This window comes from Streptomyces sp. G7(2002) (assembly GCF_028870195.1).
GTDB lineage: Bacteria > Actinomycetota > Actinomycetes > Streptomycetales > Streptomycetaceae > Streptomyces > Streptomyces nigrescens.
The window spans coordinates 8,011,897-8,029,981 of the sequence record NZ_CP102609.1; the positions used below are offsets into that span (position 1 = coordinate 8,011,897).

Annotated in this window: 13 protein-coding genes; 9 read left to right on the forward strand and 4 right to left on the reverse strand. The window is 70.0% G+C overall.

All coding sequences use genetic code 11. From position 1 onward, the window contains the following. The first annotated feature begins 24 nt into the window (after window positions 1-24). On the forward strand, window positions 25-1,239 hold the full coding sequence (locus NUT86_RS34375; RefSeq protein WP_018090588.1) for an acetyl-CoA C-acetyltransferase: 1,215 nt from the start codon (window positions 25-27) through the stop codon (window positions 1,237-1,239). Window positions 1,240-1,274: 35 nt separating this feature from the next. After that, the gene (locus NUT86_RS34380; RefSeq protein ID WP_274739238.1) at window positions 1,275-3,479 is read left to right on the forward strand and encodes a 3-hydroxyacyl-CoA dehydrogenase NAD-binding domain-containing protein; all 2,205 of its coding nucleotides are present in this window, start codon (window positions 1,275-1,277) and stop codon (window positions 3,477-3,479) included. A gap of 36 nt (window positions 3,480-3,515) precedes the next feature. Here NUT86_RS34380 and NUT86_RS34385 read toward each other — a convergent pair whose 3' ends face one another. Then, on the reverse strand, window positions 3,516-4,274 hold the full coding sequence (locus NUT86_RS34385; RefSeq protein WP_078518671.1) for a MerR family transcriptional regulator: 759 nt from the start codon (window positions 4,272-4,274) through the stop codon (window positions 3,516-3,518). 568 nt (window positions 4,275-4,842) lie between these two features. Here NUT86_RS34385 and NUT86_RS34390 point away from each other — a divergent pair. The 4 genes from NUT86_RS34390 (at window position 4,843) to NUT86_RS34405 (ending at window position 9,303) form a co-directional block, all read left to right on the forward strand. After that, a complete protein-coding gene (locus tag NUT86_RS34390; protein WP_051104164.1) occupies window positions 4,843-6,303 on the forward strand; it encodes an amino acid permease in 1,461 nt (486 codons plus the stop codon). A gap of 330 nt (window positions 6,304-6,633) precedes the next feature. Beyond that, window positions 6,634-7,425, forward strand: a complete 792-nt coding sequence (locus NUT86_RS34395) for a CPBP family intramembrane glutamic endopeptidase (protein ID WP_274739241.1) — start codon at window positions 6,634-6,636, stop codon at window positions 7,423-7,425. Next, window positions 7,415-8,689: a sensor histidine kinase gene (locus NUT86_RS34400; protein ID WP_274739243.1), complete on the forward strand. Its 1,275-nt coding sequence runs from the start codon at window positions 7,415-7,417 to the stop codon at window positions 8,687-8,689. The genes NUT86_RS34395 and NUT86_RS34400 overlap by 11 nt, the downstream gene beginning before the upstream one ends. Next, window positions 8,653-9,303 (forward strand): response regulator transcription factor, encoded by a 651-nt coding sequence (locus NUT86_RS34405; RefSeq protein WP_159485047.1) that lies wholly within the window; start codon window positions 8,653-8,655, stop codon window positions 9,301-9,303. The genes NUT86_RS34400 and NUT86_RS34405 overlap by 37 nt, the downstream gene beginning before the upstream one ends. Before the next feature lie 172 nt (window positions 9,304-9,475). Here the strand turns inward: NUT86_RS34405 and NUT86_RS34410 are convergent, their stop codons facing one another. Together NUT86_RS34410 and NUT86_RS34415 are read right to left on the reverse strand one after the other, a co-directional pair. Beyond that, on the reverse strand, window positions 9,476-11,152 hold the full coding sequence (locus NUT86_RS34410) for a DUF6895 family protein (protein WP_274739245.1): 1,677 nt from the start codon (window positions 11,150-11,152) through the stop codon (window positions 9,476-9,478). Window positions 11,153-11,186: 34 nt separating this feature from the next. Then, window positions 11,187-11,405: a hypothetical protein gene (locus NUT86_RS34415; protein ID WP_109894438.1), complete on the reverse strand. Its 219-nt coding sequence runs from the start codon at window positions 11,403-11,405 to the stop codon at window positions 11,187-11,189. 536 nt (window positions 11,406-11,941) lie between these two features. Between NUT86_RS34415 and NUT86_RS34420 the strand changes: the two genes are divergently transcribed. Further along, complete coding sequence (locus NUT86_RS34420; RefSeq protein WP_266443966.1) at window positions 11,942-12,793, forward strand: oxygenase MpaB family protein; 852 nt, start codon at window positions 11,942-11,944, stop codon at window positions 12,791-12,793. 66 nt (window positions 12,794-12,859) lie between these two features. Here NUT86_RS34420 and NUT86_RS34425 read toward each other — a convergent pair whose 3' ends face one another. Further along, a complete protein-coding gene (locus NUT86_RS34425; protein WP_148590030.1) occupies window positions 12,860-14,347 on the reverse strand; it encodes a M1 family metallopeptidase in 1,488 nt (495 codons plus the stop codon). 354 nt (window positions 14,348-14,701) lie between these two features. Here NUT86_RS34425 and NUT86_RS34430 point away from each other — a divergent pair, with 354 nt between their 5' ends. Further along, window positions 14,702-16,618: a Xaa-Pro dipeptidyl-peptidase gene (locus NUT86_RS34430; RefSeq protein WP_274740724.1), complete on the forward strand. Its 1,917-nt coding sequence runs from the start codon at window positions 14,702-14,704 to the stop codon at window positions 16,616-16,618. Window positions 16,619-16,709: 91 nt separating this feature from the next. Continuing rightward, a complete protein-coding gene (locus NUT86_RS34435) occupies window positions 16,710-18,053 on the forward strand; it encodes a M14 family metallopeptidase (RefSeq protein ID WP_274739247.1) in 1,344 nt (447 codons plus the stop codon). The last annotated feature ends 32 nt before the right edge of the window (window positions 18,054-18,085 follow it).

Here is an 18,085-nt window from a genome sequence, read left to right on the forward strand (position 1 = left end):
CCCTCATGCGAAAGGCTTGTTGACTTGAGTACCGAAGCGTACGTATACGACGCGATCCGCACCCCGCGCGGCCGCGGCAAGGCCAATGGCGCACTGCACGGCACCAAGCCGATCGACCTGGTCGTCGGCCTGATCCACGAGGTACGCCGCCGCTTCCCCGGCCTCGACCCGGCGGCCGTCGACGACATCGTGCTCGGCGTCGTCGGCCCGGTCGGCGACCAGGGCTCCGACATCGCCCGGATCGCGGCGATCGCCGCCGGGCTGCCCGACACCGTCGCCGGCGTACAGGAGAACCGCTTCTGTGCCTCGGGCCTGGAGGCCGTCAACATGGCCGCCGCCAAGGTGCGTTCGGGCTGGGAGGACCTGGTCCTGGCGGGCGGCGTGGAATCCATGTCGCGGGTCCCGATGGCTTCGGACGGCGGCGCCTGGTTCGCCGACCCGATGACCAACTTCGACACCAATTTCGTCCCGCAGGGCATCGGCGCAGACCTGATCGCCACCCTTGAGGGCTACACCCGGCGCGATGTCGACGAATTCGCCGCGCTCTCCCAGGAGCGCGCCGCCGAGGCATGGAAGGACGGCCGCTTCGAGCGCTCCGTCGTCCCGGTACGCGACCGCAACGGCCTCGTCGTCCTCGACCACGACGAGCACATGCGTCCCGGCACCACCGCCGACTCCCTGGGCGGCCTCAAGCCGTCCTTCGCCACCATCGGTGACGCGGGCGGCTTCGACGCGGTCGCCCTGCAGAAGTACCACTGGGTCGAGAAGATCGACCACGTCCATCACGCCGGCAACTCCTCCGGCATCGTGGACGGCGCGGCGCTCGTCGCCATCGGCTCCAAGGAGGTCGGTGAGCGCTACGGCCTGACCCCGCGGGCCCGCATCATCTCCGCCGCGGTCTCCGGCTCCGAGCCCACGATCATGCTCACCGGCCCCGCCCCCGCCAGCCGTAAGGCCCTCGCCAAGGCCGGGCTGACCATCGACGACATCGACCTCGTCGAGATCAACGAAGCCTTCGCCGCCGTCGTGCTGCGCTTCGTCAAGGACATGGGCCTGAGCCTGGACAAGGTCAATGTCAACGGCGGCGCCATCGCCATGGGCCACCCCCTCGGCGCCACCGGCGCGATGATCCTCGGCACCCTGATCGACGAGCTGGAGCGGCAGGACAAGCGCTACGGCCTGGCCACCCTCTGCGTCGGCGGCGGTATGGGCATCGCCACCGTCGTCGAGCGCCTCTGACCGCCCGTCCCATCCCCCCTTACGGAGAAGCCACAGTGAGCGAGTCCCCTGCGTCGTCGACCATCCGCTGGGAACAGGACGAGACCGGCATCGTCACCCTGGTCCTGGACGACCCCGACCAGTCCGCCAACACCATGAACAACGCCTTCAAGGCCTCCCTGACCGCGGTCGCCGACCGCCTGGAGGCCGAGAAGGACAGCGTCCGCGGCATCATCTTCACCTCCGCCAAGAAGACCTTCTTCGCCGGCGGCGACCTCCGTGATCTGATCGCCGTCACCCCCGACAAGGCCCAGCAGGCCTTCGAGGCGGGCAACGGCATCAAGCGCGATCTGCGGCGTATCGAGACCCTCGGCAAGCCCGTCGTCGCCGCGATCAACGGCGCCGCGCTGGGCGGCGGTTACGAGATCGCGCTGGCCTGCCACCACCGCATCGCCCTCGACACCCCCGGCACCAAGATCGGCCTGCCCGAGGTCACCCTCGGCCTGCTGCCCGCCGGCGGCGGCGTCACCCGTACGGTCCGGCTGCTCGGCATCGCCGACGCGCTGCTGAAGGTGCTGCTCCAGGGCACCCAGTACAACGCCACCCGCGCCAAGGACGCCGGGCTGATCCATGAGGTCGCGGCCACCCCCGAGGAACTGCTCACCAAGGCCCGCGCCTTCATCGAGGAGCACCCCGAGTCCCAGCAGCCCTGGGACGTCAAGGGCTACCGCATCCCGGGCGGCACCCCGGCCCAGCCGAAGTTCGCGGCCAACCTCCCGGCGTTCCCCGCCAACCTCAAGAAGCAGCTCAACGGCGCGCCCTACCCCGCACCGCGCAACATCCTCGCCGCCGCGGTGGAGGGCTCACAGGTCGACTTCGAGACCGCGCAGACCATCGAGGCGCGCTACTTCGTCGAGCTGGTGACCGGCCAGATCTCCAAGAACATGATCCAGGCGTTCTTCTTCGATCTGCAGGCCGTCAACTCAGGCGCCAACCGCCCCAAGGGCATCGAGCCCCGCCCGGTGAAGAAGGTCGCGGTCCTCGGCGCCGGCATGATGGGCGCGGGCATCGCCTACTCCTGCGCCAGGGCCGGGATGCAGGTCGTCCTCAAGGACGTCTCCCTGGAGGCGGCGCAGAAGGGCAAGGCGTATTCGGAGGGCCTGCTCGACAAGGCGCTCTCCCGGGGCCGTACGACCGAGCAGCAGCGCGATGAGCTGCTGGCGCGCATCACGCCCACGGCCGAGCCGACCGACCTCGCGGGCTGCGACGCCGTCATCGAGGCGGTCTTCGAGGACGTGGGCCTCAAGCACAAGGTCTTCAAGGAGATCCAGCACCTCGTCGCGCCCGACGCGCTGCTGTGCTCCAACACCTCCACGCTGCCCATCACCCTGCTGGCCGAGGGCGTCGAGCGCGACCAGGACTTCATCGGACTGCACTTCTTCTCACCGGTCGACAAGATGCCGCTGGTGGAGATCATCAAGGGCGAGCGGACCGGTGACGAGGCACTGGCCCGCGCCTTCGACCTGGTCCGCCAGATCAAGAAGACCCCGATCGTCGTCAATGACTCGCGCGGTTTCTTCACCTCCCGCGTCATCGGCCACTTCATCAACGAAGGTGTGGCGATGATCGGCGAGGGCCTCGACCCGGTCTCGGTCGAGCAGGCCGCCGCCCAGGCCGGCTACCCGGCCAAGGTGCTGTCCCTGATGGACGAGCTGACCCTCACCCTTCCGCGCAAGATCCGCGAGGAGACCAAGCGGGCGGTCGAGGAGGCCGGCGGCACCTGGCAGCCGCACCCGGCCGACGCGGTCATCGACCGGATGGTCGACGAGTTCGGCCGGCCCGGCCGCAGTGGTGGCGGGGGCTTCTACGAGTACGGCGAGGACGGTAAGCGCACCGGTCTGTGGCCGGGGCTGCGCGAGCACTTCACCACGAAGGACGCCGCCGTTCCGTTCATCGACATGCAGGAGCGGATGCTCTTCTCCGAGGCGCTGGACACCGTCCGCTGCTTCGAGGAGGGCGTGCTCACCTCCGTCGCGGACGCCAATATCGGCTCCATCCTGGGCATCGGCTTCCCGGGCTGGACCGGCGGCGTGATCCAGTACATCAACGGCTACCAGGGTGGGCCGGGGCGGGAGGAGCTCGTCGGGCTGCCCGGCTTCGTGGCCCGCGCCCGTGAGCTGCAGGAAGCCTACGGAGACCGGTTCGCGCCGTCCGCGCTGCTGGTCGAAAAGGCCGAGAAGGGCGAGAAGTTCAGCGACTGACCGGTCATGGGGGCGGGCCCCGGCGGCCCGCCCCCGTCACCCCTCGGGGGTGCGGCTCTCCTGGCTCCGGTCGCCCTCCATGCCGAACGACTCCCGCAGCTCCTGCTTCATCGACCGCTGGAAGGCGGTCACCAGTGCCTGCACCACCATCGGCTGCATATGGGCCGAGAGCGACTTCATCCGCGCCATCTCGTCCTCGTCCGGCCCGCCACCCCGGTTCGGCTCCCACACCTCGTCCTTGAAGAGCCGGCTCAGCTCCCGGGCCGCCGAGCGGGTGTGCTCGATGACCACGCTGCGCGCCGCGAGGATGGTCTCCAGGGAGATCGGGACGTCCAGCAGCCGGGTGCCCAGGTGCAGCAGACCCGGGTCGACGCGGAAGACCCGGGGATCATCGGTGCGTACGAGCACACTCATGGCCGCCAGCCGGTCCAGATCCTCCTCGGTCAGCGCCCTGCCGACCCGCCGCTCCAGCTGGTCCCGGGTGGCGTCCTCGGCCTTGTCCGGGATCCAACTCGCCACCAGTGCCCGGTGGATGGCCAGATCCTGGGCGCTCAGATCGGGCGGCAGCTGCTCCAGATAGCGTTCGATCGCGGACAGCGTCAGTCCCTGGTGCTGGAGCTCCTCGATAAGGGCGAGCCGCGAGAGGTGGTCCGGTCCGTAGCGGCCGACCCGGCGGGGACCGATCTCCGGCGGCGGTAGCAGACCGCGTGTGCTGTAGAAGCGGATCGTGCGGACCGTGACGCCGGCGCGGGCGGCCAGTTCGTCGACCGTCAGGTCGGTGGCGGGCTCCATCATGTTCAACAGTATTGCTGTCTCACCACTCGTGTGAAACCTCCTGGACCAGGTCCGTCACCGGGTCGCCGAGCAGTACGGCCCCGCCGCGTTCGAGGAAGCCTGGCGGCCGGTGCCGGGCCGGGCATCGTGATCATGAATGCCTGAGGGCTGACCGGGACGACCGGGGTGTGTACGACGAACGGTCCGGGCGACTTCCGGCCGGCCGTATCTGATCGCGCTGCTGGTCCTGGACGCGGAGCAGACCGGACATTCCGACGCGCGGGCAGAGGTGGAGTGGGTTGTCGCTGAGGCAAACAAAAATCTCAACCGGTCCGAACAGGTCAAGAATTTCCCCTTGCCGGGCGAGGAATAGAGTCCGGAATCGGGTGAACTGACGCCCTCCTTGAAATTGCAGTGCCGGGAAATTCACTGCAAATACGGACAAATCTTGGATGGCCTGTACACGCTGTGATCTTGCCCACAGACGGGGGAGCACTCTTCAGGGAAGGTGTGCCGTCGGCCGTCCGCGCGATCCGCGGACTTCTAGGCCATGGCTTCAGCGCCTGCCCGAAAGCGAGATGCACCACCAGTGAGCACAGAAACCGTCACCGAGACAGCCCACGGGTCACCTGACGGGGGGCGTGGCACGCAGCAAGATGCGGGCGACGCGGGCTATAGCAAGGGCCTCAAGGGCCGGCATGTGAACATGATCGCCATCGGTGGAGCGATCGGTACCGGCCTCTTCCTGGGCGCCGGTGGCCGACTGCACTCCGCCGGACCCGCGCTGGCCATCGCCTACGCGGTCTGCGGTCTCTTCGCCTTCTTCGTCGTCCGTGCCCTGGGCGAGCTGGTGCTGCACCGTCCGTCGTCCGGTTCGTTCGTCTCCTACGCCCGTGAGTTCCTGGGGGAGAAGGGCGCCTACGTCGCCGGCTGGATGTATGTCGTCAACTGGTCGACGACCGGTATCGCCGACATCACCGCGATCGCCCTCTACACCCACTACTGGAGCCTGTTCACCGATATCCCGCAGTGGGTCATGGCGCTCATCGCGCTCGCGGTCGTGCTGACCGTGAACCTGATCTCGGTGAAGATCTTCGGTGAGCTGGAGTTCTGGTTCGCGATCATCAAGGTCGCGGCGCTGGTGATCTTCATGTTCATCGGCATCTTCCTGCTGGCCACCCAGCACCCGGTCGGCGGCCACACACCAGGGCTGGATCTGCTCACCGACCACGGCGGGCTCTTCCCGACCGGTCTGCTGCCCGTCGTGATCGTCCTCCAGGGCGTGGTCTTCGCCTACTCCGCGGTCGAGCTGGTCGGTGTGACCGCCGGTGAGACCGACCAGCCGGAGAAGGTCGTGCCCAAGGCCGTCAACTCCATCATGTGGCGAGTGGGCGTCTTCTACGTCGGCTCGGTGATCCTGCTGGCGATGCTGCTGCCGTGGAACAAGTACGTCGGCGGCGAGAGCCCCTTCGTCACGGTGCTGTCCAACGTCGGTGTGCCGGCGGCGGGCGATGTGATGAACCTCGTGGTGCTGACCGCGGCGATGTCCAGCCTGAACTCCGGCCTCTACTCGACCGGCCGAATTCTGCGCTCCATGTCGATGGCGGGCTCCGCGCCCAAGTTCGCCGGCCTGATGAACCGCAACCAGGTGCCGTACGGCGGCATCATGCTCACCTCCGCGGTGTGTGTGCTGGGTGTCGGGCTCAACTACGTCATGCCGGGCGAGGCGTTCGAGATCGTGCTGAACATCGCGGCGCTGGGCATCATCAGCACCTGGTGCACGATCATGGTCTGCCACATGGTGTTCGTGCGCCGGTCGAAGGAAGGCCTGGTCGACCGCCCGCGCTTCCGGCTCCCCGGCACACCGGTCACCGATATCGCCACCATCGCCTTCCTGCTCGGTGTCATCGTCCTGATGTGGTTCGACGACGGTGTCGGCCGTCAGACCGTGATGCTGATCCCGGTCCTCGCCATCGCGCTGGTCGGCGGCTGGTTCGCGGTGCGCGGCCGGGTCAGCCGGATCGCCGCGGAACGCGAGCTGTCCAAGTAGTCACGCACCAGCGACGCCTGCGTCATCAAGGGCGGTCGCGGAGGCCGGAGGGCCTTCGCGACCGCCCTTTCGCGTCGGCGGATCCGGGCGCGGGCGGCGGGCCCCGGGCCGCCCGTGCCCGGTGCGGGATACCGGTGAAGGTCAACGACCACTGAACCCGCCGTCCGCCGTCCCCCACCCCCGCCCCGGTCCACCCACCGCTCAACCGCCGATCAGCGGGTAGCGATCGGATGGCCACCGCCGAAGCCGGCCAGGGGTGTATCTGGGTACACCCCTGCACGGCATCCAGACGCAATGGCGGCGGACCCACCGGACGGCATCGTCGGTGCCATGCGAAGAGAACCTGTCGACATCAAGGCGATGGCCTTGTTCCTCACCGTTGCCTTTCTGGCGGCCGGGGTGCTGGGTGCGCTCCAGCCCGCGACCCGGATACCCGGTGAGGTCATCCAGCTGACACAGTTCGGACCCGCACTCGGGGTGGGGCTTGCCGCGCTGCTGTGGCCGGGGCGGGTACGGGAAGTGCTCGCCGGCCCGGAGCCGGACCGCAGGGGTCGGGGGGTGCTCCTGCTCGTCACGGCGCCTGTGATCATCGCGCTGAGCGTCCTTGCGTATGCGGTACTCACCGGGGACGCGCACTCTGCGCGCCCGGGTGCCCCGTTCCTGCTGATCGCCGTGGCGCAGCTGATCGGCGCGTGCGGCGAGGAGATCGGGTGGCGTTGCTTCCTGCAGCCGCTGCTGCGCACCCGCCTCGGTCCCCTTGCGGCGTCGGTCACGGTGGGGGTGGCGTGGGGTGTCTGGCACGTCCAGGTTTTCGCGAGACACCCTGTGTACGCGGGGGCGTTCATCACGGCGGCCGTGTCCATGTCGGTGGTGATGGGGTGGGCCCTTGAAGGGGTGCGGGCTTCCAGGCTCCTGCTCGCAGGGGGCTTTCACGCTCTGATCAACCTCGGCATGCTGCTGTTCATGGACGAAGAGTCCGGCGCGGTGCTCCCCATGGTGCTGTTCGGCGCCTCGTGCCTGGCAGCGGCGGGAGTGTGGACGTGGCGGAGCGTGGGCAGGCAGCGGTCGGCGGGGTCGTCGGCACCGGCTAAGATCCCCCCGGTCATGGACGATGTTCGATAATCCACGTACGGGCGCCTCCCGCGCCTGTGTCGCCGTCGGCCGGTGCCAGTTGGCGAGCCTGCACGCCCTCGCGGTGTCGGCGATGGGCTCGTTGGTGGTACTCGCCCTGTTGCTGGTGCCCGTGGGCGTGGGCTTCCGGCTGCTGCCACCCGCCGCACGGGCGCTGCGCGTACTGTCCGATCGCTCCCGTTCACGCGCCGAACGGTGGACGGGTGTCCGTATTGGCCCACCCGAGCCGTTGCCCGTGGACCGTGCCCTCAACGCCCGCAAGAGGTCGGGCGCGATCATCGCTGACGAGGGGTTCTGGCGCGACCTGGCGTGGGCCTGGCTGGAGCCGGTGATCGGCGGGCTCCTCGTCGCCGTACCCCTCGCCCTGATCGAGTACGGGGCGTTCGGCGCGCTGGTGCAGCCGTTCATCTGGCGTCTCATCAACGACGGCAACTGGTACGCGTTCATCCCCGTGCACAGCACCGCGACCATGTGTGGCGCGCTGGTGCTGGGCCTCGCCTTCGTGGCCGTCGGGCTGCTGGCCGCCCCCGCCGTGCTCCGGCTGCACACCCGGGTGAGCCGGCCGCTGCTTTCCGCGCCGCGCAGCAGCCGGCTCGCCCAACGGGTCGAGCGGCTCACCGACACCCGTGCCAGGGCCCTGGACGCTCAGGCCGCCGAACTGCGGCGCATCGAGCGGGACCTGCACGACGGGGCACAGGCGCGGCTGGTCGCCCTGGGGATGACGCTGGACCGTGCCACCCGCCTCATGGAGACGGACCCGGCGGCGGCGCGCGAGCTCCTGCTGGACGTCCGTCGCACGTCCGAAGGGGCCTTGCAGGACCTGCGCGAGCTGGTGCACGGCATCCATCCGCCGGTCCTCGCCGACCGGGGCCTGGGCGACGCCGTCCGGTCGCTGGCGCTCGACAGCTTCCTCGACGTCCACGTCGAGACCCGGCTGCCGGGCAAGCTCCCGGCACCGGTCGAGTCCGCCGCCTACTTCGCGGTGAGCGAGGCGCTGGCGAACGCGGCGAAGCACTCCGGGGCCCGCGAGGTCCGCGTCGCCCTGACCTACGAGAACGGCTCGCTGCGCGCCACCGTCACCGACGACGGTCACGGCGGCGCCGACCCCGCACGGGGCACCGGACTGGCCGGTGTGCGACAGCGATTGGATACCTTCGACGGCACCCTCGACCTGCACAGTCCGCAGGGCGGACCGACCACCGTGACAATGGAGATTCCGTGCGCGTTGTCCTCGCCGAAGACCTCTTCCTCCTGAGAGACGGGCTGATACGCACGCTCCAGGAACACGGCTGCGAGGTGGTCGCGGTCGACAACGGCCCCTCTCTGCTGCGCGCGCTCCTCGCAGAGGGGGACTCGGCGCCGGATGCCGCCGTGGTCGATGTGCGGCTGCCGCCGACCTTCACCGACGAGGGCCTGCAGGCCGCACTCGAAGCCCGTCGCCGCCGGCCCGGACTGCCCGTCCTCATCCTCTCCCAGTACGTCGAGCAGCTGTACGCGCACGAGCTGCTGGCCGGGGGCGAGGGCGCCGTCGGATATCTGCTCAAGGACCGGGTCACCCACACCGAGCAGTTCATCGACGCGGTCCGCCGGGTGGCTGCCGGCGGCACAGTGATGGACCCTCAGGTCATCTCCAAGCTGCTGTTGCGCAGCGACGCCCGGGGCAGGATCGGCACCCTGACACCGCGCGAGCGGGACGTCCTGGAGCTGATGGCCGAGGGCAGGTCCAACGCCGCCATCGCCGGCGGCCTGCACATCAGCGAGAGCGCCGTCGCCAAGCACACCGCGAGCATCTTCACCAAGCTCCGGATCGACCCGTCGGCGGACGACAACCGCAGGGTGCTGGCCGTCCTGGCCTATCTCAAGCGCTGAGGCGCTTTCGCGCGGAGCCCGGCAGGCTGCCGCCGACGGGCCCTCGCCGGTGTGCGGCAACCAAGGCCTGGCCTCCAGGGGGCACGGGTGCCGAAGGAGTAGGGGTGGTCCGCACAGCAGGGACCCGCCGCCCCTGACCGACCGGCCGCCGTGGTGTGACGAGACAGCGTCCTCAGGTGTCCGTGAGGACCGCGCCGCGGGCCGTGTGCACGGCGGCCAGGGCGGTGACGGTGCTCTGGGTCCAGGACATCAGCGTCCGTTCGCGGTGTGACGGATCGTCGTGGGCCGGGCGGCCGAACGCGCCGCAGGAGCTCTGCTGGGCGAGGAGAAAGGAGATGGCGTCGCGGGTGATGCGGTGCTGGGCCTGCCCGGCGCGGGCCGAGTCCCGGACGAATCCGGCGATGTGTCCCAGGTGATAGTCCTTCCAGGCACCGGGCAGCTCGGTGACGGCCGTCTCCGGCGCCGGGTGCGGAGCCTCGGCCCCACCGGTCAGGGCGGTCGCACGCTGCGGGGTGAGCAGCCCCAGACCGACGAGGCGCTGCACGTTGTGCGCTGCCTGCGGCGGCACCCGGTCCAGGAGTTCGACGGCGGCGGCGGTGGACTTGAGGAACAGGTCGAGCGAGGCGCAGGTGATTCCGTGGGTCCGCAGACCGTTCGCGAACTCACCGACGACCTCCATCCCGTGTCCCTGCCACACCTCCGCGTCGGCGTCCGCGAGACGTTCGGAGAAATCGAGGAGCAGGGGGCGGGCGAGCTCGGGTTCCCCCAGGGCCCCGGCCGCATGCGCGACGGCCGCCGCGGCGGGCAGCGACGCGGCCGGGGCGTGGCGCCGGCTCGTGTCCGCCAGCCACACCACTGCCCGCCGCAGCGGCTGCTCCACGGCCTGGCGGGGCTTCGGCGCGGCCGGCCGAGGCCTCCGCACCACCCTGGGACTGCGGTCCAGCAGCGCGGCCAGGGCCGCGACGATGGTGGTGTGATAGCCGGTGGCCCAGTGCCGGTACGCCTCGTCGCCGTCGGCGAGTCCGGGGTGGACCACCCCGGGCGGCCCGTTGACCCGCCCGTCGGCCTCTTGCACCGCCGTGAGGAACTCCCATGCCCGGCGGCCTTCCTCGGAGTCCCGCACCCCGAGGCACAGCAGACAGCACAGAAGTTCCCCGACCAGGTCGGCATTCTGCTGGCCGAGGGTGAGGACGAGGAGCGCTTCGAGCAGCTCCACCACCGTGTCCGGATCGAAGTCCCGTGGCCAGCGGGGCTCGCGGAGACCGAAATCCGTGGCGTAGAAGAGCGTGTGGGTGAGGGCGTAGATGTCGCGGTCGGTGAGCTTGACGACATTCGGGCGGTTGCAGAGCAGGGTGAACGGCAGGACATCGTCCACGGCGGGCAGCGTGTGCGGGACATCGCACAGCTCCAGGGTGTGCAGCAGATCGAGCTGCCGGTACGGAATCCGCTCGAAGGCCGCCGCATATCCTCCGGCCGCGGCCTGAGTGATCAGTTGCCGGAACTCCGGGTCCTCACGGCCGCAGAGCCGGAGCGCCGCATAGGTTCCCGCGTACAGCAGGAGGGCGGCTTCGTCCCGGGCGATCAGTTCCCGGTAGGAGGGGCGGGCCGCGATCTCCTCGACCTGATCGAGGAGGGCGGCGTAGTCGCCGTCCAGGGCTTCCGGGTCGAGGCGTGCCCGCAGTCCCACGAGGAATGCGGTTTCGATGAGGGCCTTGCGGGCGAACAGCACCCGGCCCGGGGCCGCTTCGGCCGGGTCGATCAGAGTGCGGCGCGCAGCGAGCCAGGCGACTGCCCGGGTCTCCACCGCGCGCCTTTGTGACGATCCGTCACCGGGCTGCGTCGTGTTCATGAAATGCCTCCCGGCGATCGGCGTGGTCAATGGCTCAGTTGCCCGCGGCGGAGTCGTCTTCCGCGACCTGGTTGGCGACTACGAGCACGTACCGCTCCCAGGCGAGTACGTAGCCGGCCACATCGTCGAGTTGGCTGACCTGGTTGACGACTCGCTCGAGCGGAACGGTGAGGTCGACGAGTCCGCTGGTCCGCAGAAAGTCGAGGGCCTTACGGGCATCGACCGGTGGCGGACAGGGCGGGGGACAGGACATGAGTTGCTCCTTTTGGGTGGTTCGGAAGGACAGTGCGAGTGTCGCGTTCCGTAACGTCCATGTCACTATCCGCGCCTGGTGGGAAAAGTGAGGATTTGATCGCCCCAGCTCAGGGGTTTATCTCGCGGCAAAACCACTCTTGAAGGTGAATGTCGGCTATGGGGTCAAGGTGGTTTTGGTGTGGTGATGTCGCACAGCCGGGTGTCGAGTGGCGACGTACACTTCGCCGCCCGCCTGGCGGGCCGGAAGACGAGAAGCCGTCACGCGGGGCGTATCGGGTGACGAGCGAGCCGCCGTCGGTGCTCGTTCGCCGCTGCCCGTCGACGGTGTCCGTCCGTGGCGCCGGACCCCTTGCACCCGCTCGCGTGCAACTCGCGTGCCCGCGCAGTCGCTTTGGGTATCCTCCGGGCTCAGTGGGGCAATGCCGCAGAGGCGTTGAGGAGTCGACTCACCCGTAGTGGTCCCCGGTGCTCACGCGTCGTGTGGGGGACCCCGGTCCGTCGATCGCGGAGAGTCACCGTATGATGATTAATACCATGAATGCGGTAAAAAATGACCCAAACCCCCCGCCGGTCGGAGGTGTGCTCTGGTCGCTGGCCGGGGACATCCGCATGCTGCTGACCCTGCCGCCCGCGCTGGCCATGCAGGTCGCCCACCCGGCGGTGGGCGCCGGTGTGGACGACCACTCCGTCTTCCGTACGGACCCCTGGGGGCGCGGCGAGCGGTCGCTGGCCTCGTTGCAGCTGTGGGTGTACGGAGGGGAGGCCGCGGCCGCGGAGGGGCGGCGGCTGCGAGCGCTGCACCGGACCATCCAGGGGACCGACGCGCACGGCCGCTCCTACCATGCGCTCACCCCCGCCTACTACGCCTGGGTGCACGCCACGGGCTACCCCGTCTTCCGGCACGCGCAGCAGTATCTCGGGCGCCCCTTCACCGAGGCGCAGGAACGAGCGCTGTACGCGGAGTGGCTCCAGGTCGGCCGGGTCCTGGGGATCCATGACCGCGATATGCCGCAGACCATCGAGGAGTTCTGGCCCTACTACCAGAAGGTCCTCGACAACGAGCTCGAAGAGACCGTCGTGGTCAAGGAGTTGCTGGCGACCGACCCGCCGCTGCCGGCTCCCGACCGCGGCCCGCGATGGCTGCGGCTGCTCCTGCGGCTGTCCTGGCCGTGGCTGCGCCCCCGGTTCGCCCGCGTCCGGCGCTTCCTCACGATCGGGCTGATGCCGCCGGACGCCCGGCAGGCCATCGGCCTGGAGTGGACGGACGCTCAGGAGCGCAGGCTGCGACGCCTCGGGCGGGTGGTCCGCGCCGTGGTGCCGGTGCTCCCGGAGCGGCTGCGGTTCATGCCGATCGCGCGCCGGGCCCGGCAGGCGGCGCGCGGGTGACGACGCGGCGCGCGTACGGAGCCGGGGGTGTCCCGGCTCCGTCCCGTTCAGCGCGCGTCCACCGGCTCAGTGCCCGTGCGTGTCGTGCGTGGCCGCGATCTGCTTCCACGACTTGGGCTCGGCGACCGGAGCCTGCCGGGCGCCGAGGGCCTTCTTGGCCGCGCCCGCCGTGGGCTTGGACGGCTGGAAGAGCCAGGTGTCGAAGAAGCCGGCCAGCTCCTTGCCGGACTTCTTCTCGGCGAACTTCACGAAGTCGGCCACCGAGGCGTTGCCGTACTTGTTCTCCGTCTGCCAGGACTTGAGGATGCCGAAGAAGGCCTTGTCGCCGACCTTGTTGCGGAGCGCCTGGAGGGTCAGCGCGCCACGGTCGTAGACGGCGCCGTCGAACTGGTTCTCCGCGCCCGGGTTGCCCGGCTTGACGGTCCAGAACGGGTCATCGGCGGGGTGCTGGGAGTAGACCCAGTCCGCCAGTTCCTGGGCGGTGCCCTCGCCCTCCTTCTCCGACCACAGCCACTGGCTGTAGGCGGCGAAGCCCTCGTTGATCCAGATGTCCTTCCAGTCCTTGAGCGAGACGTTGTCGCCGTACCACTGGTGGGCCAGCTCATGCACCACGACCGAGACGTTCGTGCCGCGGTCGAAGACCTTCTTGCCGTAGAACGGGCGGGTCTGGGTCTCCAGCGCGTACCCGGCCGGGACGTTCGGGACGTAGCCGCCGACCGCGTTGAACGGGTAGGGGCCGAAGACGCTCTCCAGCCACTCGGTGATCTCGGTGGTGCGCTCGATGCTCGCCTTCGCCGAGCCCTCGTGCGAACCGAGGTCCTTGCTCACGGCGTTGATGACCGGCAGGCCGTTCGCCGTCTTGTCGGTGGTGATGTCGAACTTGCCGACGGCCAGCGTCGTCAGATACGTCGCCTGCGGCTTGTCCGAGCGCCAGTTGTAGCGCGTCCAGCCCAGCTTGGAGGACTGTGAGGCCAGCACACCGTTGCTCAGTGCCTGGGTGCCGTCCGGGACCGCCACCGAGATGTCGTAGGTGGCCTTGTCGGTGGGGTGGTCGTTGCTCGGGAACCACCACACGGCGGCATCCGGTTCCTGCGCCACGACACCGCCGTCCGGCGTACGGGCCCAGGCGCTGTAGCCGTCTATCTTCACCTCGGAGGGCTTGCCCGCGTAGCGGACCACGACGCTGATCTGCTTGCCCTTCTCCAGCGGCGTGGCCGGAGTGACCTCCAGCTCGTGCTTGCCGGAGGTGGCGAAGGAGGCCTTCTTGCCGTTGATCCGGATCTCGCTGACCTTGAGGCCGAAGTCCAGGTTGAAGCGGGAGAGGTCCTGGGTGGTGGTGGCCAGCAGGGTGGCCGTGCCCTCCAGCAGGTCCGTCTTCGGCTGGTACTTGAGCCGCAGGTCGTAGTGGGAAACGTCGTATCCGCCGTTTCCGCTCTCGGGGTAGTAGGTGTCGCCCACACCCGGAGCGCCCGGTGTGAAGTCGGCCGCGGAGGCCGGTACCGCCAGCAGCAGGCTGAGGGCGGCCGCGCCGGGGACGAGGAGTCTGTGACGCACGAGTCCTCCAACTCGTAGGGGGGATGGCTCTGTTCAGACCCTATGTACTGCGCCGGGTCGGCGTCATGTACATGGCCCGATCTGACACATGACCGACATGAACCACCATCCGTCCCTCCGGTCCGCCGTGCTGCGCAGGACCCTTCCGCCACGGTCCGCGGCGGACGACACGGCGATCGCGGCAGGAGATCCCGGGCCGGCCGCGAGGCGAAAAGCGACCCATGGACCTGTTTTCGGCCCCCGGCGGGGCCACCGTGCCCGGACACGCTCTTACGCAGGGGAGTTGAGCCGCGCTACCGTCCGCCCGTGACGAATCCTGCGCGGATCCCCCGCATCCCCTTCACAGTGCTCGCGATGGCAGCCGTCGCCGCCCTGCTGTCCGCCCTGATCGGGCCGGCATCCGCGCACGCGGCGCCCGGCGAGAGCAGACCCGTCTACTCCTACGACCGCGCGATACGCGAATCGGTCTGGGTGGACACACGGCTGGACGGCGACGCGGACGGGAGAACCGACCGCGTCGCCGTCGACATCGTGCGGCCCGCCGAACCCGCCCAACAGGGCCGGCGGATCCCCGTGATCATGGACGCCAGTCCTTACTACTCCTGCTGCGGGCGCGGTAACGAGAGCCAGAAGAAGACCTACGACGACCGGGGCCGGCCGGTCGGCTTCCCGCTCTTCTACGACAACTACTTCGTGCCGCGCGGCTATGCGACGGTCCTGGTCGACCTCGCGGGCACCAACCGCTCGGACGGCTGCGTCGACGTCGGCGGCCGCTCCGACATCCGGTCCGCCAGGGCCGTAGTCGACTGGCTCGGCGGCAGGGGGCGCGCCTACACCGCTCGTACGGGAGGAAAGCCCGTGACGGCCGGCTGGTCCAACGGCAGCACCGGAATGATCGGCAAGAGCTGGGACGCCACCATCGCCAACGGTGTCGCGGCCACCGGCGTCAAGGGGCTGAAGACCATCGTCCCGATCGCCGGTATCTCCTCCTGGTACGACTACTACTTCGCCAAGGGCGCCCCGCTCTACGACTCGGGCCCCGACTCCCTCGCCGACGCGGTCGACAGCCCCGAGGCGCGCAAGCGCTGCGCCGCCGTGCAGAAGAAGCTCGCCGACGGCGCGCCCCGTACCGGCGACTGGACCGGTCTGTGGAGCGAGCGCGACTACGTCCGTAACGCGGGCAAGGTCCGCGCCAGCGTCCTCATGGTGCACGGCATGCAGGACCTCAACGTCCGGACCCGGCACGCCGGGCAGTGGTGGGACGCGCTCGCCCGGCACGGCGTCGAGCGCAAGATCTGGCTCTCCCAGACCGGGCATGTCGACCCCTTCGACTTCCGGCGGGGCGCGTGGGTCAAGACCCTCCACCACTGGTTCGACCACTATTTGCTGGGCTACGACAACGGCATCGAACGCACCCCGATGGCCGATATCGAGCGCGCGCCCGGCACATGGTCCACCGACCCGAAGTGGCCCGCTCCCGGCACCACGCCCACCACACTGCGGCCGCGCGGCGGCACCGCGCCCGGTGTCGGCGTCCTGGGGACCCGTAAGGCGCCGCACGGCGCGACCGAGACCTTCACCGACGACCCGAAGCTGAGCGAGGCCGACTGGGCGGCCCGGATCGATGCCCCGACCGCCGCCAAGGCCGGGTTCCGCACCGGGCCGCTGCGCGCGCCGCTGCGGCTGTCCGGCTCCGGCACGGTGACCGTGACCGTCACCCCGAGCACCTCGACCGCCCATCTCTCCGCCGTCCTGGTCGACCTCGGCCCCGACACCATCCGCAACTACGCGGCCGACGGCGAGGGCATCACCACCCTCGACAGGCGCACCTGCTGGGGCGCCGGAACCACGGGCGACACCGGCTGCTTCAAGGAGACCGCCGCCGACACGCAGAAGGTCGCCCACACCGTCTTCAGCCGCGGCTGGGCCGACCTCGGCAACTACGCCGACGCGCACAAGGGCCGCCCGCTCACCCCCGGCAAGCCCTACACCCTCACCCTGGACCTGGCCGCGAGCGATCACGTCGTGCCCGCCGGGCACCGGCTCGCGCTCATCGTGGCCGGCACCGACGCCGGTCTGATCGACCCGCCCGCGTCCACGCCGAAGCTCACCCTCGACCTGTCCCGCACCTGGGCCGAACTGCCGCTGACCGGCGGCGCCCCGGCCTTCGCACGGGCCACCGCGGGCGCACCGGGGCATCCGGACGCCGCGGCGCCGCTGGACGGCATCGCCCCGCCGCCCTCGATCAGCCGGCTGCCGGCCGTGGGATGACCGCCCGGGGCCGCCCCACCGCGGGCGGCCCCACCCGGCCGGCACCACCCCCACGCCACCTCCACCGCTCACCCAAGGGAGGCTCCTCCTCGTGATACCCCGCCCCCACCGCCTCGCCGTGGTGCCGCTGACCATCGGGCTGACGGCCACCCTCGGCGCGACCCCGCCGGCCGCTCCCACCGCCCCGACCGCAACCCCCGCTCCCCGTACGGGATTCGAGACCAGCCATGGCGCCCGCTGGACCGGCCAGGCCGAGGAACAGGATTTCCTCCGGGCCGTCGACCGGGGCTCGGTGCGCGTACGGATCGACCGGATCGGCACCACCGGCCAGGGCCGCCCGGTGCAGCTCGTCCGGATCGGCGCCCCCGCCCCCGACCGCCCGGCGGAGGTCCGCCGCGGCAACTCCGTCCTGCTGATCTGCTCCCAGCACGGGGACGAGCCCTCCGGGCGCGAGGCCTGTCTGACCACCGTCCGCGATCTCGCCTACGCCAAGGACGCGGCCACCCGGCGCTTCCTGGAACGCACCAGCGTGCTGGTCGTACCGACCGCCAACCCCGACGGCCGGGCCGCGGACACCCGGGGCAACGCCGACGGTACGGACATCAACCGTGACCACATCGCCCTCCAGACCGCCGAGGGCCGTGCGATGGCCGAGGTCATCCGCGACTACCGCCCCGACACCGTCTACGACCTGCACGAGTACGGCCCCACGGTCCCGTACTACATGAAGGACGTACTGTCGCTGTGGCCGCGCAACCTCAACACCTCGGGCGGGGTGCACCGCGAAGCGGGCGCGCTCTCCCAGGACTTCGTGCGGCCCGCCGTCCACCGGGCGGGCTTCTCCACCGGTGTCTACGGCATCTGGACCGACCCGGAGACCGGTGATCCCGTCAAGCAGGTCGCCGGCGACGGCCAGGAGCGGATCCTGCGCAACACCGCGGGTGTCAAGGGCTCGGTCGGACTGCTCGTCGAGACCCGGGTCGATGCGCTCACCGAGGCCGAGAAGGCCGACCCCGCGTTCAACAACCGACGCCGGGTGGACTCCCAGCTGGCCGCCTTGGACGGCGCCTTCACCTTCTTCGACCGGCACCGGTCACGGATCGAGGCGGCCACCACCGCCGCCCGGCTCGCGGGCTATAACGATCACGGTCCGGTCTACCTCGGCGGCGCGGATAACGAACCGGCCACCGACGCACAGATCCTGGCCCATCCGCCTTGCGCCTATCGCCTCGAAGAGAGACAGTTTGCCCAGGTCAGAGAAGAACTGGTGCGGCACGGAGTGGTGTGGCGTCGGGACCGTGACGGCGTCGTCGTGCCGCTGCGCCAGCCGCTGAGGAAGCTCATTCCGCTGCTGTTGGACCAGAGGGCCGGTTATCACCTTACGGTCGCGACGCCCCTCAACGTCTGCCGTCGTGTGGTAGGGGGTAACGGGTAAGGAAAATATGGCCCATTGAAAGGTTGACACGT